Genomic DNA, 20,571 nt, shown 5'->3' with positions numbered 1-20,571 from the left:
CAACGCGCTTTGGCGTTCAGTATGGAAGGCTGCCCTTGGCCGTTTCACCATCCTGTTTGAAGACCGGAGGATCTCGCGATGATCCTGTCCATGTCCTCATTTCCCTTGATACCCTCGTTGCACGCGGGTGTCTTTTGGGGTCGTAGGGTATGCAAGGCGAAACGAAAGAACCTCGGCCGGGCCGAGGTTCTTGTTTGGTACGGAAGGGCAGACTTGAACTGCCGACCTCACGCTTATCAGGCCCAGGCAAGGCACCTGCCCCAACCACTACCGTTGTGGCTGATCATCGAGTTTTTCCTGTCCAGAACGCCTTCTTCAGTTTTCCTTGTTGCCCACCTCTGCCCATGCCGTACCCTGACTTCCCATGCGTGTAGTGGCGCGTAGTGGCAGTGCCACTACAGCGTGTTTGCAAAGGAGAAGGAAAGGAGGCCCTGCTGCTGCTTGCCCGCTCCAGGCCCTGCCCATCTACAGGTGTGGTGATGAAGCGCTCCCCAAAGCCCGTGATCAGCTACTGTCCCTTCTGAATGGCCTGCTGGGCAGATGGCAGATAATGACGCTTCGTGGCTGGCCGCGCCGTCCTAAACTTTGGTCCTTCAGTGCGCGTTCTCACCACCTGAATCGTGTGTAACGACGGGAATGGATGAAGTGAGTTTTTTCAACTTGAATTCAGATATGGGAACAATCATCCGCGTTTCTGAGAGCCGAACTTGAGGTAAACAATAAGGCTTGGAGTTTGCGGGTCCTGGTCGTTGATCGAAGCCTCGCGCTTCACACGCCACTGGTCTCATAAGGTACCCATTCTTCTTATGCAATGATTGATTTATGCTCATGGCATCGGTCAAATACAATTCAAGTCACTTTATTTCCTGATAGGTGAGATGAACTTCTGAGTTTCGGTTAAAGTAGAAGTTGGCGCAAAAGCACTTAAAAGCGTATTATTACAATCTATCTTGAGATGGTCGCGATTCCCGTACAACCGAAGCATTACAGGAGGTGGGCGGATATTCAATACCAGTATACAGGCGCTCCGCGCTGCGTAAATGTTGAAAATAGCGTCAAATGTACAGAGACATCGTACTTTGAGTAGTAAGACCGTAACGGGCCAATCTCGAATCACTCTCGACAGGAGAAAATAAAATGAAGCGATTTTCTGCACTTTTGATCAGCGGTGCCCTCACCCTCGCAGCCTGTGGGCAGATGGCCGATACTCAACTTCCCTCCAACAACCCTCCTGGTCAGGGCGGCACCGCTCCTGGCCAGAACCCCGGCAATAACAACACCGGCAGCGTGAGCCTCGACCTGAACGCCGAAGCAATGGCGGACATCAAGGTCACGGCCAGGAACGCCACCACCGGTCAGATGTACCAGGATGTCTCCAAGCTGCCCGCCGGCACCTACGTGCTGGTCTTCACGAACATCAAGACCAACGTGACCGTGGAAGTCCGCGTGGACGTCCAGATCAACAAGACAGTGACCGTGCAGGTGCCCGAAAAAGTCAAGGGTGGCCAGAATGACGGCGGCCAGACCAATACCGGCAGCGTGAAGATCGACGCGAGCGTCGACGTGATGGCGGACATCAAGGTTACCGCCAAGAACGTCACCACCGGCCAGACGTACCAGGATGTCTCCAAGCTGCCCGCCGGCACCTACGTGCTGGTCTTCACGAACATCAAGACCAACGTGACCGTGGAAGTCCGCGTGGACGTCCAGATCAACAAGACAGTGACCGTGCAGGTGCCCGAAAAAGTCAAGGGTGGCCAGAATGACGGTGGCCAGACCAATACCGGCAGCGTGAAGATCGACGCGAGCGTCGACGTGATGGCGGACATCAAGGTTACCGCCAAGAACGTCACCACCGGCCAGACGTACCAGGATGTCTCCAAGCTGCCCGCCGGCACCTACGTGCTGGTCTTCACGAACATCAAGACCAACGTGACCGTGGAAGTCCGCGTGGACGTCCAGATCAACAAGACGGTGACCGTGCAGGTGCCCGAAAAAGTCAAGGGTGATGGACAGCAGACCAACACGGGCAGTCTGAAGATCGACCTCAGCGCCGAACTGCAGAAGTTCATCAACGTGACCGTCAAGAATGTCAACACCGGCACCGAGATCGCGAAGGAGAATTACAACAACCTGCCGATCGGAACGTACGTCGTGATCTTCAAGAACATCCAGACGAACATCACTGCGCAGGTGAACGTTGAAGTGAAGGCGAACACGACCGTCAATGTTCAGGTGCCCAGCAACGTCATGCCTGTCTCCCTGCAGTGACGGATGATTGACCGGGAAGCCACAACAGCGCCGACGGGACGCTACCCCCAAATACAGTGACTTTCCCGGATCAAGGCGCGGATGACCGAACGGTCATCCGCGCCTTTCCTACGTCTGTGGAGTGGTTGGGATGAGCTTTTCAAACACGCCGTAGCCTGACTGGCACAATGACACGAGCCTGCTGAACCGCTGGAACTCCGCTTCAACCTCAGGACCATAGCCAAGGTAGCCACACGCAAACTCAACCAGGTACTCCGCCCTGTACATGCTGTACCCTTGACGGCGCATGGCAGGGACAGTCATTTCACCTGCATCCAGCAAAAGCAGATAACTATCCGGCGTATCCATACGGCTCCCATAGCGCTTCTGAATGTCCTCGGGCACCCAGTAGAGCATCTCGTTCTGGGGCCAGACGAGCCAAAGATGATCGGTCGCCAGATCTTGCCGATCAAAGGGCTCGTCATCCGGAACTTCGTCCTCCTCCGGCATCTCGAAACGCGGGCCATCCAACGCGCCGTCCGAAAGTCTTTCCCATTCTTCTCGTGGGATGACGCAGCGTAGGTCTCCCCAGGTCTCACTTCTGGCGACAGCCCGGCGAATACGTGCAAGTTCAACCGCCCGACCTACTGGGAACATGACCATGTAGCCGTCGGGAAACGAACACATGACGACTGGTCGCTGCTGTTCTGTTGTCCGTCTGGCATACCATTCCCGGCTGGAAATGTAACAGCTCCAATGACAGCCAGTAATTCGAGGTATTTGGCGAACACTGGCATGGTACGGTTGAGTCACCGATCATGCACGATCTTGCTGCCATGCTCGAATCGTCACCACCCCTGCTGAATGCGAGGTTCCATCATGTGACCTCGGTGCTCCCCGAAGCTCAGCAGGTGACGACTGTTATTGCCAGCGCCTGTGCCCGCGAAGCGCTACAGGCGATGGAGCGGTCAGGATACTCGCAAGTACCAGTGGTGACTGAGACGAAGGGGCGCGTCATTGGGGTCTTCTCGCACCGTTCGTTTGCAAGGCAGGCGTTGGGGTATGCCCAAGATGCGAAGCTCAGGTCAGGCGTTGCGCTCGGAGAGGCACCCGTTGAAGAACTGATGGAGACTCCGAAATTCGTTGACCTCTCGGCTCCACTGCACGAAGTCCTCCCGTACCTCCAACAGCACGACTTCGTACTCGTCGGTACGAAGGAGCGGCTTGTCGGTATCCTGACCGCCTCAGACGTGATGACGTACCTCTACAGTGTGGCCGTACCCTTCCTGCTCGTCCAGGAAATCGAACTCGCCTTGCGTGACCTCATTCAAAAGAGTGTGGTACCCGACATTCTCGCTGAGTGCAGCAGACGTGCCCTGAGCAGCTTGTACCGCGAGGATCGTCTGCCGATCACCCTCGAGGCCATGTCCTTTGGCGATTACGTGACCATCATCAAAGCGCCACTCAACTGGCCTCACTTCTCTGGTGCCCTCGGTGCGGACAGGAACCGGGCATCAGTGAAACTGGAGCCGATCGGCGGGCTGCGGAACGATGTTTTTCACTTCAAGCGGCCCATCACCAGTGAAGACACTGAAAGGCTCAGTGCCTGCCGCGATTGGCTCAAGATGCGCCTGGAGCTCATCGAAGATCGGTCGGCAGCCTGATATGACGAAGCCTGCCACAGTAGCCCTGACAGCGCTCCAGCGCGCATTCCTCGAGAGGGCACTCTACGCACCCGCAGGCAGCGTCAATCTGCTTTCCGCCCCAGCCGGTACGGGCCGGACGTCCACAACGTTTGCCTTGGCGGGTCAGCTGGTGGCCATGACGGGCGCCCCTGTGCTCCTGATTGCGCATCAGAGAACCGTGGAACAGTACGCGGAGAGAAACAAAAACGCCGGAGACCAAGCGACGATTCTCCCGTCTCGTCGTGCATGGCTTGAGTACACTGTGCAGGCTCCTGCGGTTCTCACGGACGGCTTCCCTGGCGGTCTTGTCGTGCTTCCAATTGTGCTGCTTCGCAATGCCGAGATTGAGCAAGTGCTCCTGAGTACGGCGTGGCACACGATTATTGCTGATGACCTTTCTCCGGCAGGATCTCACTTTCTGGAAGTTCTGCGCGACATGAGGCAACGTCATCCTGATATGTGTCTTGTCATGGCACAGGGGGGAGCTTCTCTTTCGAAAGAGACGTACACGCTTGCTGACACACTGGCACAAGACGGGTTTTCGCCGATCAGCCTAACTCGCTGGACAGTCAGCAACGATTCAAAAGTGGCGGACGTGAGGTCTGTACCGTTCATGCCGCATCCCACTGAACTTGAGTTCAGGCGCAGGGTCCAGAAGGACCTCGTTCAGCCTCTTGATCAGCTCGGCTGGAACGAGGAAGCCATGGCGCTTCAACGGCGCCTCCACTCGAGTGTGTACGCGACGGAAGCGGTCCTACGGAGGCTATGGCCATTGCGGAACTATGTTGCCCACTCTGGTACAGCACCCAATGTCACAAGCGACCACGTGCGTTCGGCAATCAGTGAATCCCCTACTACCGACAGGCGGGTTCCGTCGCGGGCCGTCCACGTGTCAGAGCTCTTTCAATACGTGCTGTCGCCGGTCCGGGAGCTGATCGCCCTGCTGGACGAGGTGGCTGAGGACGCCAAGCTCGCTGCACTCCTGCGCCTCCTGCATACACCGCCTTCCCTGCCGATGATCGTGCTCACCGACTTCCGTGAGACGCAGGAGTACCTCCAGAGCGCACTCGGTACCAATTCGTCAGAAACAGAGCCTGATTTGCCGGCCATCCTCGTGCAGACCGTCGATACCGAGACGGCAGACGTTCCTTCGGAAGGGAAGCGAATTGTTCTGTACGAGGCAGCACTTCTGTCCCGCACGGTCAACGTCGGTGGCGATGCGAAATGGTTCGTACTGGTGGATCAGGCGTCAACGGAAAGATTTCGGCGAGTGATGCCGTCGTACGAGCTGGTGGAGTCGGTCGAGGTGATCTCCTCAGGCTCTTCAGGTCAGGCTGCCCCTCATCCCGGTCGCTGATACCAGGCTGCTCCATTGCTGTGGGTGACACCACACCCGTCCATTTTCCCGGGCTTCATCTCGCTTTCCCAGCCTGAGGCACTGCGCCAGAGTTCCTGAGCCAACGGATACCACAGGATCCGCTACAACAGCCGAGACCCACCCATGGACTCCAACCCAGCGGACCAAGGAGGTTTGATGGCACGCCCTTCGCAGCCCCAGCTCAACTTGTATGTATTCGCCTTCCTGAAGGTCACGGCGGAGCTCTATCCAGAAGTCCTCAACGATCTGCATCGTCTCGTGTTGCCTGCCTTCAAGGCCGCCGAGGAAAAGGTCGTGTTGAGGGGGCCGACGACATCAGGACCCGCAGGCGCCACCAGCACCGAGGGACGAAAGCCGTCACTGCCGCTTCTGATGGTCAACCACGGCTGGGTGGAAAAGCCGCCGCTGGAGGACGACCATCTGCACGGTGACCTTGTCGCCGCCCTCGACGCCTGGCAGTCGAAGTACCACCTGCGTGCCCTCAACGGCAGGACCGACTGGGTACGGTACTTCGCCCTCGAAACCCTGCATGCATGGCTGCAGTACGGCGTGCCCGACAGACTCCGCTGGGACGTCTACGCGCTTGACCGCGAACTGCAGGATGACATCAAGGCCGTGACGCCACGAGTAAGGCAGGTGAAGAAACGCGAAGCGTGCCCGGATCCCGCCACGCATCTGATTCTCGCCATCCCTCGTTTCGACCCGCACACCATGAACCAGCCGCAGTACCTGGAAGCGCTCGGTCAGCAACTGCTCTCACTCCTGCGGGCGGACCTGCAGGAAGCGCAGCGCACGTACCTGCAGAAGCAGGAATTCACCCGGAAGAGGCCCAAGGACTACACGGATCTCGACTACCGACAGTTCGCCCGCTGCCAGGTCGGAGGGCAAACCTGCGTGGAAGTCGCCCGGGAGGACTACGGGTACGGCCGCAAGCCGAAAATGCCACGCTTTGACACTACTGTCGAGGACAGGAACCGGACACTGTCGGAACTGCTTGGACTCGAGTTCCGTCCCGAACGTGACACAACCGCCAGACGCACACGCAGGAGGAACGAATCGGTGTAAGCGGCGGTCCTCGGACTATCCGGCTTACAACCCGGTCCGGCACCCTGAGTGCAGGAGGTGACGTCATGGTCAACCACATGAGTACGACAGACACCAGCCTGCAGGATGCGCTGGTGTACACGCCGAAGGAACTTCAGGTCCTGCTGAAGCTGAGCAAGAACACGGTATACGGACTGCTGATATCCGGGACCCTCCGCAGCATTCAGATCGGGCGCAAGAGGCTGATTCCCAGGGGGGCGGTCGAGGACTACCTCAGGGGAGGCGAGAGGGCAGAGGACCCGCCTCCCGAACGGAACCGCAAGGGCAAAACCTGACTCCAGCAAGGCAGTTGATCCAAAGAGAGGACGTGCAACTGCACGTCCTCTCTCTTTGCTGTCAGACACCCGCACTCCTGAGAAAGGGCATACCCATGCGCAAACCCCACCCACAGTTCGCCCGTATCCGGGCACTGTACAACGCCTTCCTGTCAGGATCCTCCACGCCCGACCTGCGCGGGCGGCTGTCCTACAGCGAGCACAACATGATCGTCCTCGCTCAGGTCCTCGCAGAGGTCCGCAATGCGCCTTGGTTTCATGACGCCCTGCAGCTGGAGGCCACCCATCCTCACCGGCTCAAGCGCCTCGCCTTCGAGTACTACATGGAAAACGGAGGGCGCTGGCCGGGACCGATTGATCGCCATGGACAGTCCAGAAATCTGGCACGCACTGCCTGGAAAGACGGGCAGGGTTGGGCCGCCCGGCTCTTCGTCGCGACCTGGCCTACCGCACACGTCACCCTCGACTTCACGTCTCTCGGAGCAGAACTTGGCCAGTACTGGGGCAATGGTCCTGAACATCTCTTTGACCCGGCAATCCGGAACATCCTGAAGAGCGAACTTTCCACCGTCATCCAAGGGCCCTACTGGGCCACCCTGGATGTTTCAGATGACGGGAAACTCCATTTGCACGTCCTGTGCGGCCTGCAACCACTCCCGGCAGGAGCACGCCTTCAGGTGATCACTTCGCCCGAGGATTTCTGCGCGAAGTTGCGTTACTGCTTCAAGTCACCACTTCCGATCCCCGGTAATGCACGGGGCCGCGATTTGCCCAAAACCCGGATGCAGGTGGAAGCGGCCATGGAGATGGCAGGGCTCTTCCTTGCTTGCCGGGAACAGCGGGAACAGGATCATCGGCTGAGTGCCAGAGGACCAGAAAGCACCACGGCAGGGAGAAGCGCCGGAAGGTGCGCCAATGCCCCACAGATCAAGTACACAAAGTGCGTGCCCAGAAGCATGCCGGAAGCGTGCTTCGCTCATCGCCTGAAGTTGCTGGTTCTCGAGTCTAGTGTCTCCGCATTTTCTGCTGTCGAAAGCTAGAGCCAGGAGCTGCGCGGGAGTGGCCCAGTGTCGGCTGTGATGCTCGGGGATCAGGAAAGGAAAGCCGTCTTCAGACCTTCCTCCCTGATCCCCGGGATTACCTCTCACCGTAAGAAGGGGTGGAAGCCACCGTGGAAATGGAATCGAGGAAATCCCGGGACCATCCCCAGTCTGAGCACAACCGCGCTGTGGAAGACCGAATGCAGGAGAGAGGATCCGTTCTGCCGTGCGCCTCTGGGGGCCGGGTGTTTCAGAAGGCCCCTTCGACCGTTCGAAGCTCGATTAACCTGGGGTGGCTTCAGATCGACCACTGCGGAGAAGGTGGCCATTAGGGGATCCGGCGGGGTGAAGTTTCCAGAACAACTGCGACGGGTGACACCCCGGGAGGTACTGCCTTCCGACAGCCCGAAGGTTCAGAATTCCTGCATCCCAGCGCGAGTTTTCATGTTGTGGATCCCGAGCGGTTGAGGGGGAAGTGCCTCTCATCCCCTGCTCGTTTCTCAGGTGATGGTGGAAATCCCGGCTTGACCCCCTGCAGTTCGGCCTGCCGGGCAGGCCCAGAATTTCTGGGCTGTTACAGGTCGTAGTCAGCACCGTGTTGGGCAAGCCAGGTCTTCCTGTCCTGGTAATCAGGCAGGAGGGTTTCGAGGCGTGCCCAGAACTCGGGGCCGTGGTTGGGGTGATCGAGGTGGGCCAGTTCGTGCATCAGGACGTACTCGGCGATGCGGCGGGGGAGAAGGGCAACCCTCCAGTGGAAGTGCAGCCTGTGGTTTCGGCCGCATGATCCCCAACGGTACCCGAGGTCCTGGACAAGCACGCTCTGCGGCCGCACCTTCAAGCGGGGAGTGTGGTGCTGCAGCTGGTCATCCAGCCATTCGCGTAGGTGCTGCGTGTACCAGGCGAGAAACGCTGCGCGCCCTTTGTCCTGTTGATCCCGGCGAAGTTGGAACCAGCCTCCCTTCAGGCACAGGGCTGGAAGGTTCTCGCCTTCTGCCAGCTTCAGGCGGTACGTTTTCCCGGCGTACCAGAACCCTTCCCCTGGGACGTACTCCCTGGTTCTGGTCGGGCGGTACTGCACGCGCTTGAGTTCCAGTTTCTCGTACACCCACGCTCGGCGGGATTCGACCAGCTGCCGCAGGCGTTCCTCGGGAGCACCAGCCGGGGTGAGCAGCAGGAGCTGACCGTCACGTTCGACGGTCAGCTCAACGGTCTTGCGGCGGGTACTTTCCCGGACCAGGATGCTCAGGTCGTCGCACTGGAGGGTCCACTCGCGTCCATGAGGCGTGAGTGGAGGTGGCGTGCCAGGTGCATCAGTTCGTCTGCGGTGGTGTCGCACTTGTCGAAGGGTACCAAGTTCCGGTCATCGAGGTAGGTGATCAGCCACCCTCGGGTCGCGTCCCGCATGACCGGATTCCGCCAGAAGTCGGTCATCGAGATGCGCTGCGTCAGGGTGGTCACCATGTGCACTGTCATTCTGGCGAGTTCCTGCTGCCGTTCCGGGTCGGCTGGGTGTTCCTGCGCTTCGAGCAGCAGGCTGTAGAAGGGCGCCTGGCTTTTCGGGTCGAGGCCGCTGGTATCAACCGGCCGTCCCGCCTGGATTTCGCGGATGAACGCCTCCAGCGCTTCCGCCAGGGCCTCCCAGCTTTCGTGGTACTGGGAGATGAGCTGCTCCAGCTTTTCGCTCAGCGAGCGGTAGTACACGGGGTCCTCGTCGAAGCGAGTGCGGATATGGTGCCTGGCGGCGTGCTCCATGCTGGCTGCCTGGGTGCGCTTCGAGGTGTAGGTCTTGACCTCCTTGCCGAAGTTCGGGTCGAGCACTTCCACAGAAGGCACCTTGATGCTCACCCCGTGTGCTTCCACGTACTGGGCGATCAAGGCACGGACCTTCGCTCCCGCACCGAGCAGTACCGGATGGGTGTCCTGGTAGACGCTGCGGGCCGTCTCCTCGATCTGCGACAGGCGGGAAGCGTCCGCCACGTACGGCAGGCCCTCCGGCCTGGGAAGCACCGCGTCAAGGGAACTCAGGAAAGCCGAGAGCTTCACCTTGAACTCCGAGCGCAGCTTCACGTCCGCCAGCACGTTCACGCAGGCTTCCCGGTCGGTCAGCTCGACATTCCGGTTGATCAACAGCGCCTTCACCGCCTGATGGGCGGCCTCCAGGACAGGGAGGGTGTCCTTGACCGATGTGATGGCCCCCTGAATGTCGGTGGCGGTGTAGGCGGCAAGAGCCTGCGCGAGGTGTTGACCCACCCCGAAGTAATCCACCACCAGACCGTACGTTTTTCCGGGAGCCGTGCGGTTCACGCGGGCGATGGCCTGCAGCAGCTCGTGGTTGCGGATGTTGCGGTCCAGATACAGCACCTGCTCGATGGGGGCGTCAAAGCCGGTCAGCAGCATGTTCTTGACGATCAGCAGCCGTAAGGGGTGGGATTCGTTCTTGAAATTCTCGATGTGTGTGTTCTGCGCTGCCGTGTCCGTCCACTTCGCCCAGGACTGGTCGTCATGCTGGCCGCCCGAGATCACCACCGCGAACTGCGTGGCCCGCAGTTTCTCCAGCTGGGGATGGGCGGCGACCAGCGCGCGGGTGCGGGCATCCAGCTTGCCCAGCTTCTCGGGCGGCATGCTGAGGAAGACAGAGTCGAGCTGCTCCAGGTCGCGCACCAGTTCCCGCTGAGCTTCCCGGAAGGCTTCCTCGTAACGCACGGCGGCCAGCCGGCTGGCCGCGACCACCTGGCCTTTGAAGCCGCCCGGCAGGATGCTGCTGGCGTAATGCAGCAACATGTCGCTCGCCTTGAGGCCGATCAGCTTCGGCGCTTCGAGGATGTCGCCCAGCGTGCCGTACTTGGCCTGCAGGCGCTGCTTTTCCGAGGAGCTCAGTTCATCGAAGAAGTCCTCGAACAGGCCGTCCATGGTCTGGCCGTCCTTGAGCGCCGCCTTCGTGACGCGGCCCTCGTAGCGGATCGGCACCGTCGCGCGGTCCTGCTGGCTCTCCAGGATCGTGTACGTGTCGATGAAGGGGCCGAAGATCTCGTGGGTCTTCTTCTTCGCGGCCTGGACGATGGGCGTTCCGGTGAAGCCGATCAGCGCCGCGTTGGGCAGGGCGGCCCGCAGGTTGGCATGCTGGGTGCTGGTGTGCGAGCGGTGCGCTTCATCCACCAGCACCAGGATGCTGGCGCTGTCATTCAGGACGGCGTTGCCGAGGTCGAGCTGACCTTCGTCGTCTTCACTCAGACGGAACTTCTGCACCATCCCGAAGACAAAGCCCGCTCCTTGCTGACGCAGCGCGTCCTGCAGCTCCTTCACGTTTTTTGCCCGGGTCACCGGCTCACCAGTGGCCCGTGCTGTGCGTGACAGCTGGCCTTCCAGATCACGCCGGTCGGTGATCACCACGATCTTGAAGGCGCGGAGTTCGGGCATGGTCCTCAAGGCGCGAACCAGGAAGACCATGGTCAGGCTCTTCCCGGAACCCTGGGTGTGCCACACGATGCCGCCTCGCCCGTCCACTTCCGCACCCAGCAGACGGGTCTCGCCTGCCTCCAGTCGGACGAGGGCTTTCCGGACCGCGCGGTACTGCTGGTAGCGGGCCACGATTTTCTTTTTCGCGTCGGTCAGGATGAAGTTCTCCAGCAGATTCAGCATCGTTGAGGGGCGAAGGATACCCGCCACCAGTTGCTGCTGCGCGTGCAGCTGCGGCTTGCCTCCCAGCTCGGTGCGCACCTGGTCCGAGGTCAGGGGGAAGGTGTCCTTCCATTCCAGAAACTGGTCGGCTTCGGCTCCCGCAGTGCCCAGCACGGCTTTGTAGAAGCTGGTGGCGACCAGCAGCTGCACGGTGTGGAAGAAACGCTGCACGCCTTCCGGCTCGGCGCTGCCGCGCAGGTCCTGGTAGAGACGCAGCTGCTCTACCGCCAGCTCCAGTCCGTCACGCACGTTGGGGCTCTTGCACTCCACCACGGCGATGGGAATGCCATTCACGAACAGCACCACATCCGGAATGATGTAACCCTTGCCGCCCGCGTAGCCGGGTGGGTCCACCCGGAACTGATTGATCACCAGCAGGTCGTTGCGGTCGGGGTGTCCGAAGTCGATGAACCTGACGGTGTGCCCTTTGCCGTCTGGTCCGGTGACCTGCACACCGGAGAGCAGCATGTCCGTCACCAGCGCGTTCGTTTCCAGCAGCCCGCCCACCGGGAGGCGGGTGAGCTGGGACACCGCCTCCGAGACGTGGGTCGACTCCAACCAGGCGTACTTTGGCCTGTTGATGCGCTCCACCGCTTCCTGGAGCCTGCCGAGCAGCAGGGCCTCCTTGAAGCTCTCGCGTTCGGTGAAGGCGGGCACGTCCTTGTCACCCTGGAGGTGCGTCCAGCCCATGCGGGTGAGCTGCTCGATCAGTGGAAACTCGACTTCGTGGTACTCCGGTCCGTGGGTCATGCACGCTCCTGGGAAGGTGGTTCGGCGGTGCGGTAGGCTTGCCCTTTGCGCCGGGGAGCCTCCGGGTAAAGCAGTGTCAGTCGTCCGGTTCCTACGAGCCGTGGGATGTACTGGTTCCCGAGCGTCACGGGCGAGCGCCCGAGAACGCGGCCCAACTCGACCAGTGTGAGGTAGCGGCCACTGCAGGCACGCAGAATGGCCTGCTCCATCTCGTCACGGTTCCGCACCCGCTTTCTCAGCGGCGCTTGGTCTTGTGGTGGATGTTGCCGGGCTTCATCCACTGCAACAGGAATTTCATCCACTGCAAGCTGGGCTTCATCCACCGCAACGGTGTGGTCATCCTGCAGAAGATCAGACCTCCCGCCGACGCCCAGCTGCGCCGCTTCCCACAAGCTGAGCATGGTGCTTTCGCGCGCTTCGCTGAGGTGGTACCTGGTCCAGCGCCCCGCGCCCTCGGGATGCAGCATCCTGCGGTTGGCAAGGCTGCCCAGCATGCTGGTGATGTCCGCCGAGTGAAGGCGCGTGATGCCCTGCAGCCGCTCGTTGGTGACGAAGCCCTCCACGTCGGCGGTGACCAGGGCAAGCCGCTCGTCGTGACTGAGGGCATCGAACTCGGCTCCAAACCGTTCGCGGAGCGCTTGTGCTGCCGAGTCCGGCAGCAGGCTCTGCATGGTGAGCTTCAACGTCACCGTGTCTGGCCGGACGTCCTCGAGCAGGTTCGGGGCGCGCCAGTGCTGGTCGTGCCAGGCACCCAGAATTTTCGGAATGCCCGACCCGGCCCGCTCACCTGCGCCCATCATCAGGAACATGCGGTGCAGGCTGTTGTTGCGCGGGTCGGTGTGGCCGCCTTCCAGCACCTGCTCCAAGGGAAGGCGCAGGGTCCCGGGATTCCTGAAGCTGAATCCGTCGCGTTCCTTGAGGATCACCACGCCGCCGCTTCCCCCATAGTCGGCGTGGGCAAGAGCGTTTGCCAGCGCCTCACGCAGTGCTTCATGGACCGGCGTGTCATCAATCCGCTGGCCCGCCCGCAGCTGAAAGGGGACCCGGAGGTCACGCACCAGCCTTCGGTAAGTGAGGCGGTAAAAGTCGTACAGATTCCCCGACCAGGTGCCATCCATGGTGAGGCGGTCACTCCACCGCTGCTCTGGCTGCTCCGGGTCCACTTCCCGGTAGTCCAGCCAGAAATTCGGAATCACGTCCCGAATGACCTCGTACTCGGAGAACATCAGCAGCCCTGCCAGCGTGAGGCCCTCCTCGCCTGACGTGCGGTCACGGCGCCAGCCACCCAGCTGCCCCAGCAACCCCTGGTCATCGAGGTCCAGCCAGCGGTGGCCCGGTTTCGCGGACTTGAAGGCGTTCCGGTAGGCCGTGAGCGTGTCCGTGTTCAGGTCATCCAGGCTGTAGCCCGGCAGAATGCGGCTGTCCGGCCATGAATCCGGCTCGGCGTCCGCGAACATGCGCCTCACTTCGTCGGGGCTGCAGAGGTAATCGCCGGCATGATTGCGGCGGTAGGTGCCTTCCAGCGGATTCACACCCACATACACGGGCCGCTGCCGTCGGTCAGCCCTGGGCACCCGGACCAGCAGCAACTGGCACTCGCCCTCCCTGAGCACCTGCACGTCACGGTCCTGCAGCACGTTGGCGCTGATCTTCTGGCGGTTGTTCAGCAGATTCCACAAGTCTGTCCGGACGCGCTCCACATCGGGAAGACCGAGCAGCTGTAGGGTCTTGTCCGGACGCTCCCGGACGCCCAGCACGATCAGCCCACCGTCCGTGTTCGCCAGGGCCGAGTACGACGGCCAGAAATCATGAGGCAGCTCCCCGCGCCCGTGCTGACCTTGCGCCCGCTTCACCTCGACATCCACCGCTTCGCGGAGCAGCAGCACATCGGCGAAGGACTGAACGTTCGGAGGGGCCGTCACGCGCTCAGCTCCTCCGAATCGTCCTGGTCGGTATTCAGCAGGAAGTGCTCGTCCACTTCGTACAGCACCACTTCACGCCTTCCCACACCCACCCCATGTTCGAACAGCAGATCCAGCAGCGTCTCGCCATCGATCAGGGTGATAGGAGCGACGTTCGGTGCCAGGGCCGCTGTCTTGGCTCCCGCGCTGAAGGTGCCAAGGGTGATGATGGTGCCCTTGATCGCCTGGAAGTAATGCAGCCCGCCCCTCAGCTGATCCACCACTGGCCGGCCGATGCTTCCCGCCACCCGTTTGACCTGCACGATTTCACGCACGCTGGTAATCCCGAACTTCGCGGTGGCGACCACATCGACGCCCTTATCGCCGCTTTGTTGGGTGACCATTACATCGAGGTAGTCCATGGCCGTCAGGAGCTGCCCGACGAGCAGCTCGAAACGGTAGGGATTGATGCTGGCCAACTGCCTGCGGAGCAGCTCTCGTTGCTCCAGGTTGGCCGCCTTGACCACTTCGTCCACCGCCTGCCGCCGCCGTACTTCCTGGGGGACCGTTCTCCCAAGGTACGCCTGGCCTTCTTTCGTCAGGCTGTACTTCCAGCCCTGCCGCTCGACCAGTCCCCGCTCCACGACATTCACCAGCCGGTCATAAAGCTTGCTCGCCACGGTGGCAGGTGAGCGGATGTTGCTCTGCTCCTGCAGGAAAGCCTCCCAAAGCGGCAGAAGGTCCTTGCGCTGAACCGACGTGAAGCCCGCGAGGATTACCAGCAGTTGGGTCACCCCTTCTTCCTGATCGATCTCTCGGAGAACGACAGGGTCCTGCTCGACAAAGGCCGACCCTCGTCCGGTCAGCTGGTACCTGCCGCCAGCCTCCGCGAGAAGGGCGTAATTGCTCGCCAGCCGCATCGGGCCGCTCACGTTTTTTGGGTTCAGTTCCTTCCCACTGTCGTTCCACAGGCGCAGTGCCAGCTCACGCGCAGTTCCTTCCAGACGCGCCGGAATCCACTCGTCCGGCTGGGTCCAGTTCACCTGATTCCCGTTGGTGCCCATCTGCTGACGGATGGCTTCCCGCATCACCCTGAAATCATCCACGGGTTTGCCTTCCAGCCAGCGGTAGAGGACCGACGCCGCCGAGTACGCCGGAAACCCGGTGGTGCGGGCTTTATTGGAACCGGACATAGCACAGGTGTATCACGGCCTCAGGCGAACCCGGCACTCGCCCTGGCCAGCCGCGCTTCTTCCCGCGCCCGCTCCGCAGCCGCACGCCGCTGCGGCTTCTTCGGCCAGCTCATCGTCCTGGTCCATTCCTCCAGCAGCCAGGCAGCCGTGAAGACCGTCGTGATGCTCATTCCTTTGGGGATCTCACCGTTCCGCCCGGCGTAATCTGCCAGGTAATACTCGGACGACGTACGGAGGCCCAGCCTGCTGCAGACAAGGTAAGCCACCGACTCCGCCTCGAACTCCTCGACTTCGTGGCCAAAGTGACTCCGGTGGTTCCAGTCGTCATCCGCCTGGGCACCCAGGTGCCCGCAGGCAATATGGGCCAACTCGTGCAACAGCGTCACGAACTGCGTGGTCCGGTCGTGCAGGCTGTTCAGCTGCAACGCGAAACGAACGGGCGGCAGTTCCCGCTGGCCTCTTTTCACTTTTGGAGCGTTCATGGGCACGGGCAGAAGGGCAACCCACCCGGCGCTGCCCATATCCGAGCGCTCAATCTGCACGGCGATTCCTCGCCGTGAGGCGTTCGTCAACAGATGATCCCACTGGCCAGTTGTTACCAGGCCACCTGACTGAAACGGCTCAAGCACGTACGACGGGAACTCCGGCCCTTCAGTGTCCACCAGGTCGTACACGAACTCCACCGGCCCAAACGGACGCAGGACCACCAGAGGGTTCGGCTCGTAGTCGGTCCGTATATGTCGTCCAAAACGGTAAGCCCATTCTGACGCTGTTGCGGCAAAGCGCAGCCGGGGACGCTGTAAGCGCAAGAGAAAGGCATTGTAGGGGAAAATTCCCGCATGGATGCCACGAAGCGCAGCGTTTCAAGGTACTCCGTGCTCCTGCGGTAGGCGCTGGTGCGGTTGTAAAGCTGGTCGAGCGTCGTCTGGTCTGTGTGAGCTTGGTACCCGACAGTTTCGCGTCAGTGCGGGCCAGTGGGCGAAAAGAGCTGATCGACGAACTCCAGCAACTCCGCCGCGTCTCCCCACACCGCTCGCGTGAAGGCCCGCATCAACCTCGACCAGCCGTCTGCCAGCACCCCCACCGCCGGCCGGCCATGTACCAGCACCCGGCGCTCCTCCCCGGCGCCCAGCACCGCGCACCACACCAACGCCAGTGTCAACAAACCGATCAACCGCGATACGTGCGCCGCCCGCGTCATGTGCGACGACTCCAGCCGGAAGCCCCTGGACTTCATCGAAGCGAACAGGCACTCCACCGCCCACCGTGACGCATAGCAGTCCAGCAGCCGCTCGGCCCGCAACGTCCCGATCACCCTTAGCACTGACGGTGACTGCGACGTTCACTATTACGCCCATCACCTCCACCTCGTGCGCGATCATTCCACGCTCGTGCGGCCTCAAGTCAGGCAGCCATTCGCGCGCCGGCAGACCATCGACGTTGGTGTCCGAGCGCACCCGCAGGCAGAACGGCACACGGTGCTCGGTCAGGAACGCCAGCCAGTCCGCCCCGATGAACTCACGGTCAGCGATCAGCAGGCGAATCTGGTGGGGCTTCAGGAGTTCGAGTGCCCCGCTGAGCAGCTCCGCACGGACAGCCTGGTTGCTGCTCCCACCGTGGTCGAGCGTCTCCCACAAGAGTGGGATCGCAACGCCGCGCCAGCGGACGGCAAGGACCAGCAGGTTCACATTCTGGCTGCCGAGTTTCCAGTTGCGGGCAGGCGTCCTCATGGGCGTCTTGCGCAGAACAGCCCTCAAAGCGGTTTGAGGGCTTGCGCGCGTCCGTTTTGCCCAAGAACGTCCGGTCGAGGATGAAGGTCCGCTTTCCATCTGGGAGAGCGTGCAAGACGAAGCGGGCAACATCGAGTGGGCCCAGCGGATGCTGGTGGAAAAAGCGTTCGATCCGCCGGATCACTGATGGGGTCTTGGCTCGTCCGGGGAAGCGTGCGGCGAGCTTGGTGTGCCGGGTGTCCTGCGCGGTGATCAGCGCGAACAGCATCAGGACGAGCAGGTCAAGCTGATTCTTACGGTATGCGGGGAAGCATTCCCTCAGACGGGATTGAAAGGCGTCGAAGGCAGGCTGGGACGCATTTCTTTATGCCGCACTCGCCCCTGAGAACCCTGCACCCAAAACTGTCGGGTACCAAGGTTGCTTGCTTACAGCGTCGGTTTACTGATAGGAGAGCAAGCCCGTGATGAAGTGTATCCGCTCGACGAAACCTCACCGGCAACCTTGCCTGCTGCTGCCGTTGACGACACCAGAAGAAAAAGGGGGGCAATCACGGCGTGGCAAGTGGTCACTCTACTCTGGCCTCTTCATCCTCCTCAAGAAACGTCTCAACCTGAGTGACGAACTCTGGCAGCACCTCCTGCAACGCGCCCTCGAACGCTGGACCCAACGCCTCTTCCCAGTCCCTGTCCGATCTCATGCCTGAACCTCAGTTTACGCTGGTCCAAGCGCTGTTTAGGCGATCAGAGCCGAATACTACAGTCGCGGTTCTTGTGAGGCCTGCGTATTCAACGCTGATTCCGCTTGCAGGTGGACAGCAAAAAGACCGTGTTGCTGGCGAGGATTGCGTAGGTACGGCTGTCGTATTAGCGCTGGCAGGCGACTTGTGTCGGAGCAACTGCCCGCTGATAAATCGTGGTGTACTGAATGCCAAGTTGCGTCCGGGCCTGACTGGTTCCGCCGGGAACGGTCTGGTCGGGGCAGTTGCGCCTCGCCCAGACGTCTGCCAATGCCGTACTGATCGCCGTGGTCAGCACGTCAAGTTTGGGGCGGACATCTCGAGCTAGGTCAGGCACATTCGTGAACTTAGGCGTTCCCGTCCTGGTCCAGCTCTCCAGCAAGGTACGCTGTGCCACCTTGCTGGCCTCAATCTGTGCTGCCCAGTACGTCCGGATAAAGGCTTCGTCCACGTTTGGCAGGGCCTTGACGCCGTTGTCGATGACCACTGCCTCACGAGCCAGGTCCTCGACGGCAGCGCCACTGACGTACTTCGCCTGGGCGACATCAAAGGCAATGTCCAGGCGGCAGGCCGTCAATTCGGCCAGCAGAGTGCCACCTGTGGCATTCGCACCCACATTGGGACAGACCTGTTGCAGGGTGTTGGAGGCGTTCTGTGGTGTCTTCATGGCCTCAGAGGTGTACGCCCCGATCAACGTGGCTTGGCCGATGGTCCGCGTCATGACCTTTTGCAGCGCCCCGACGGTGGTGCTCTTCCCGGCCAGGAAGATGGTCAACCGCTCCTGAGCGAGCTTGCCGCTCGGCGTACTCGCCACACCCGTAATATTGAACCCCAGACCGCGAAGTTGGGCCAAGAGCTGTGTCAAGCCCAATCCCAGGTCATCCCGGGTGGGCAGGTAACTCACGACAGCCCGGTCGGCTTGGCTGGCAGGATCAAGCTCCTTTCCCTGCACAACCAGGAACCGCGTCGTGTTGGCTTTGTCGTCTTGAATGCGTGCAGCGAGAACATCCAACTTGTAAACGCTGGCTGCAGCAGGTGCGGCAATAGCCGCCATGGTCTTCCCACCGTTCTTGGCGACTTCCTCGGCCGCAGCGGCTGTACTCTTCACCTCGACACGCTGGGCATTTGGAAAGTTCGTTTTCAGGTAGGTGGCGCTCTGCAAAAACGGTTGTGGGTGGCTGATAATCGTGGTGATGTCCTCGGCCTTTGTGCCGGGATTCACCAGCAGCATGTTGTCAATGGGCAAGTCTGCCACGCCAATGACACGCCAAGCTGGTGTCTTGGCAAGGAGCGTCAACGTCTCGGCGACGTACCCCCCGGAGGAGTTCTCAATGGGAAGCAGGCCATAAGGTGCTTTCCCAGCACTGACCTGCTGGCTCACGTCCGTGATACTGCTGGCGAGGGTCGGCTGCCAGCCCCGGGTCTTGGCAACGTCTTGCGCGACCTGGTCGGAATACGTGCCAAGAGGACCGAGATACAAAAAGCTTTGTGCCCCAGCGCTGCCGATGAGTACCAACCATGTGGTGAAGATAAGCCGCCGCATGTTTCAGTATAGGGGATTGTGTCGGGGAAGCTGCTGTGAGACGCAAAGAGGTAGTGGATTGTCAACTTGGGGGATAGACACGGCGCAGTTTGCGCCGCGCGTCCTCGGTCGTGAAGCGCCAATCGACCTTGATGCCACGAGAAGTCCGGCTGGACGACCATGCCGCGACCTCCTCACGCAGACGTTTGGTCTGCCCCCTGAGAAGTGGTCCAGCTGAAAGGAGAGGATCTTGGTACCCGACAGTTTTGTGACTTCACGTACCAGCCGGTGAGAAGAGCTGGTCCACCAGCCCCAACAGTGCTTGCATGTCTCCCCACACAGCTCGCGTGAACGCCCGCATCAACCTCGACCAGCCATCCGCCAGCATCCCCACCGCCCTTTGGCCGTGCGCCAACACCCGCCGCTCCTGCCCTTCGCCCAGCAAGGCACACCACACCAGCGCCAGCGTCAACAACCCGATCAGCCGCGACACATGTGCGGCCCGTGTCATGTGCGACGACTCCAGCCGGAAGCCCCTGGACTTCATCGAAGCGAACAGGCACTCCACCGCCCACCGTGACGCATAGCAGTCCAGCAGCCGCTCGGCCCGCAACGTCCCGATCACCCTTAGCACTGACGGTGACTGCGACGTTCACTATTACGCCCATCACCTCCACCTCGTGCGCAATCACGCCGCGCTCGTGCGGCCTCAAGTCAGGCAGCCACTCGCACGCCGGCAAACCATCGACGTTGGTGTCCGAGCGCACCCGCAGGCAGAATGGCACACGGTGCTCGGTCAGGAACGCCAGCCAGTCCGCCCCGATGAATTCACGATCAGCGATCAACAAGCGAATCTGGTGGGGTTTCAGGAGTTCGAGCGCCTGGGCGAGCAGTTCCGCGCGCGTGGCTTGATTGCTGCTGCCGCCATGATCGAGCGTCTCCCATAGCAGCGGGATCGCGACGCCCCGCCAGCGGACGGCGAGCACGAGGATGTTCACGTTCTGCTTGCCGAGCTTCCAGTTCGTTCGGTCCAGGATGAACGTGCGCTTGCCGTCAGGAAGGGCGTGCAGGACAAAACGGGCGACATCCTGTGGATTCAGCGGATGCTGCTGGAAGAACCGTTCAATACGCCGGATCACCGAGGGGGTTTTGGCTTGGCCGGGGAAGCGCGCGGCGAGTTTGGCGTGCCGGGTGTCCTGTGCGGTGATCAGGGCGAACAGCATCAGAACGAGCAGGTCGAGCTGATTCTTGCGGTACTTGGGGAAGTAATCTCTCAGGCGGGATTGGAAGGCGTTGAAGGCAGACTGGGACGCGCTTCTTTATGCCTC

The 20,571-nt window shown here is 61.2% G+C and carries 16 protein-coding genes, 1 tRNA gene and 1 pseudogene; 8 read left to right on the top strand and 10 right to left on the bottom strand.

Annotated elements, in window-relative coordinates:
- Positions 1–195: 195 nt before the first annotated feature.
- Positions 196–274, bottom strand: a tRNA-Leu gene (locus DEIPE_RS09415).
- Between the two features lie 863 nt (positions 275–1,137).
- Here DEIPE_RS09415 and DEIPE_RS09410 point away from each other — a divergent pair.
- Entirely contained in the window at positions 1,138–2,271 is a 1,134-nt protein-coding gene (locus DEIPE_RS09410; protein ID WP_015235734.1) for a hypothetical protein, read from the top strand.
- 108 nt (positions 2,272–2,379) lie between these two features.
- On the opposite strand, the gene DEIPE_RS09405 is transcribed toward DEIPE_RS09410, so the two are convergent.
- Positions 2,380–2,937 (bottom strand): hypothetical protein, encoded by a 558-nt coding sequence (locus DEIPE_RS09405; protein ID WP_015235733.1) that lies wholly within the window; start codon positions 2,935–2,937, stop codon positions 2,380–2,382.
- 131 nt (positions 2,938–3,068) lie between these two features.
- Between DEIPE_RS09405 and DEIPE_RS25515 the strand changes: the two are divergent.
- The 6 genes and pseudogenes from DEIPE_RS25515 to DEIPE_RS09380 form a co-directional block, all read left to right on the top strand.
- Positions 3,069–3,251 (top strand): annotated as a pseudogene (locus tag DEIPE_RS25515) (hypothetical protein); the annotation flags it as partial.
- Between the two features lie 123 nt (positions 3,252–3,374).
- A complete protein-coding gene (locus tag DEIPE_RS23105) occupies positions 3,375–3,914 on the top strand; it encodes a CBS domain-containing protein (protein WP_041230815.1) in 540 nt (179 codons plus the stop codon).
- A 1-nt stretch (position 3,915) separates the two neighbouring features.
- Positions 3,916–5,292, top strand: a complete 1,377-nt coding sequence (locus DEIPE_RS09395) for a hypothetical protein (protein WP_015235731.1) — start codon at positions 3,916–3,918, stop codon at positions 5,290–5,292.
- A gap of 177 nt (positions 5,293–5,469) precedes the next feature.
- Positions 5,470–6,378 (top strand): hypothetical protein, encoded by a 909-nt coding sequence (locus tag DEIPE_RS09390; RefSeq protein WP_015235730.1) that lies wholly within the window; start codon positions 5,470–5,472, stop codon positions 6,376–6,378.
- 77 nt (positions 6,379–6,455) lie between these two features.
- Positions 6,456–6,692: a helix-turn-helix domain-containing protein gene (locus DEIPE_RS09385; RefSeq protein WP_052326779.1), complete on the top strand. Its 237-nt coding sequence runs from the start codon at positions 6,456–6,458 to the stop codon at positions 6,690–6,692.
- Positions 6,693–6,787: 95 nt separating this feature from the next.
- Positions 6,788–7,732 (top strand): hypothetical protein, encoded by a 945-nt coding sequence (locus DEIPE_RS09380; protein WP_015235728.1) that lies wholly within the window; start codon positions 6,788–6,790, stop codon positions 7,730–7,732.
- A gap of 574 nt (positions 7,733–8,306) precedes the next feature.
- On the opposite strand, the gene DEIPE_RS09375 is transcribed toward DEIPE_RS09380, so the two are convergent.
- The 6 genes from DEIPE_RS09375 to DEIPE_RS24960 all read right to left on the bottom strand — a co-directional run bounded on the left by DEIPE_RS09375 (position 8,307) and on the right by DEIPE_RS24960 (position 16,569).
- Positions 8,307–9,068 carry a M48 family metallopeptidase gene (locus DEIPE_RS09375; RefSeq protein ID WP_015235727.1) on the bottom strand — a complete coding sequence of 254 codons (762 nt, stop codon included), beginning with the start codon at positions 9,066–9,068 and terminating at the stop codon, positions 8,307–8,309.
- A complete protein-coding gene (locus DEIPE_RS09370; RefSeq protein WP_015235726.1) occupies positions 8,975–12,160 on the bottom strand; it encodes a type I restriction endonuclease subunit R in 3,186 nt (1,061 codons plus the stop codon). Before DEIPE_RS09370 ends, DEIPE_RS09375 begins: the two co-directional genes overlap by 94 nt.
- Positions 12,157–14,082 (bottom strand): ATP-binding protein, encoded by a 1,926-nt coding sequence (locus DEIPE_RS09365; RefSeq protein ID WP_015235725.1) that lies wholly within the window; start codon positions 14,080–14,082, stop codon positions 12,157–12,159. Before DEIPE_RS09365 ends, DEIPE_RS09370 begins: the two co-directional genes overlap by 4 nt.
- Positions 14,079–15,254 (bottom strand): restriction endonuclease, encoded by a 1,176-nt coding sequence (locus DEIPE_RS09360; protein WP_015235724.1) that lies wholly within the window; start codon positions 15,252–15,254, stop codon positions 14,079–14,081. Before DEIPE_RS09360 ends, DEIPE_RS09365 begins: the two co-directional genes overlap by 4 nt.
- Positions 15,255–15,274: 20 nt before the next feature.
- Positions 15,275–16,063 carry a M78 family metallopeptidase domain-containing protein gene (locus DEIPE_RS09355; protein ID WP_015235723.1) on the bottom strand — a complete coding sequence of 263 codons (789 nt, stop codon included), beginning with the start codon at positions 16,061–16,063 and terminating at the stop codon, positions 15,275–15,277.
- Positions 16,064–16,215: 152 nt separating this feature from the next.
- Positions 16,216–16,569, bottom strand: coding sequence for a transposase (locus tag DEIPE_RS24960; protein WP_245557621.1), 354 nt, complete (start codon positions 16,567–16,569; stop codon positions 16,216–16,218).
- Positions 16,570–16,624: 55 nt separating this feature from the next.
- On the opposite strand from DEIPE_RS24960, the gene DEIPE_RS24955 reads away from it, so the two are divergent.
- Complete coding sequence (locus DEIPE_RS24955) at positions 16,625–17,068, top strand: hypothetical protein (protein ID WP_245557620.1); 444 nt, start codon at positions 16,625–16,627, stop codon at positions 17,066–17,068.
- 780 nt (positions 17,069–17,848) lie between these two features.
- On the opposite strand, the gene DEIPE_RS22170 is transcribed toward DEIPE_RS24955, so the two are convergent.
- Together DEIPE_RS22170 and DEIPE_RS25510 are read right to left on the bottom strand one after the other, a co-directional pair.
- Complete coding sequence (locus DEIPE_RS22170) at positions 17,849–19,264, bottom strand: prephenate dehydratase domain-containing protein (protein ID WP_015235721.1); 1,416 nt, start codon at positions 19,262–19,264, stop codon at positions 17,849–17,851.
- A 173-nt stretch (positions 19,265–19,437) separates the two neighbouring features.
- Positions 19,438–20,466 carry a transposase gene (locus DEIPE_RS25510; protein ID WP_425387723.1) on the bottom strand — a complete coding sequence of 343 codons (1,029 nt, stop codon included), beginning with the start codon at positions 20,464–20,466 and terminating at the stop codon, positions 19,438–19,440.
- Positions 20,467–20,571: the final 105 nt, after the last annotated feature.

Origin of the sequence: Deinococcus peraridilitoris DSM 19664, assembly GCF_000317835.1 — a bacterium.
Taxonomy (GTDB): Bacteria; Deinococcota; Deinococci; order Deinococcales; family Deinococcaceae; genus Deinococcus_A; species Deinococcus_A peraridilitoris.
The sequence above is the reverse complement of the archived record's forward strand: the minus strand, read 5'-3'. Positions and strand labels throughout refer to the sequence as shown.

Bases quoted from the DNA above. Each gene is read 5' to 3' on its own strand.
- DEIPE_RS09410 (WP_015235734.1), top strand. From the start codon at position 1,138: ATGAAGCGATTTTCTGCACTTTTGATCAGCGGTGCCCTCACCCTCGCA.
- DEIPE_RS09405 (WP_015235733.1), bottom strand. From the start codon at position 2,937: ATGTGTTCGTTTCCCGACGGCTACATGGTCATGTTCCCAGTAGGTCGG.
- DEIPE_RS23105 (WP_041230815.1), top strand. From the start codon at position 3,375: ATGGAGACTCCGAAATTCGTTGACCTCTCGGCTCCACTGCACGAAGTC.
- DEIPE_RS09395 (WP_015235731.1), top strand. From the start codon at position 3,916: ATGACGAAGCCTGCCACAGTAGCCCTGACAGCGCTCCAGCGCGCATTC.
- DEIPE_RS09390 (WP_015235730.1), top strand. From the start codon at position 5,470: ATGGCACGCCCTTCGCAGCCCCAGCTCAACTTGTATGTATTCGCCTTC.
- DEIPE_RS09385 (WP_052326779.1), top strand. From the start codon at position 6,456: ATGAGTACGACAGACACCAGCCTGCAGGATGCGCTGGTGTACACGCCG.
- DEIPE_RS09380 (WP_015235728.1), top strand. From the start codon at position 6,788: ATGCGCAAACCCCACCCACAGTTCGCCCGTATCCGGGCACTGTACAAC.
- DEIPE_RS09370 (WP_015235726.1), bottom strand. From the start codon at position 12,160: ATGACCCACGGACCGGAGTACCACGAAGTCGAGTTTCCACTGATCGAG.
- DEIPE_RS09360 (WP_015235724.1), bottom strand. From the start codon at position 15,254: ATGTCCGGTTCCAATAAAGCCCGCACCACCGGGTTTCCGGCGTACTCG.
- DEIPE_RS22170 (WP_015235721.1), bottom strand. From the start codon at position 19,264: ATGCGGCGGCTTATCTTCACCACATGGTTGGTACTCATCGGCAGCGCT.
- DEIPE_RS25510 (WP_425387723.1), bottom strand. From the start codon at position 20,466: ATGCTGTTCGCCCTGATCACCGCACAGGACACCCGGCACGCCAAACTC.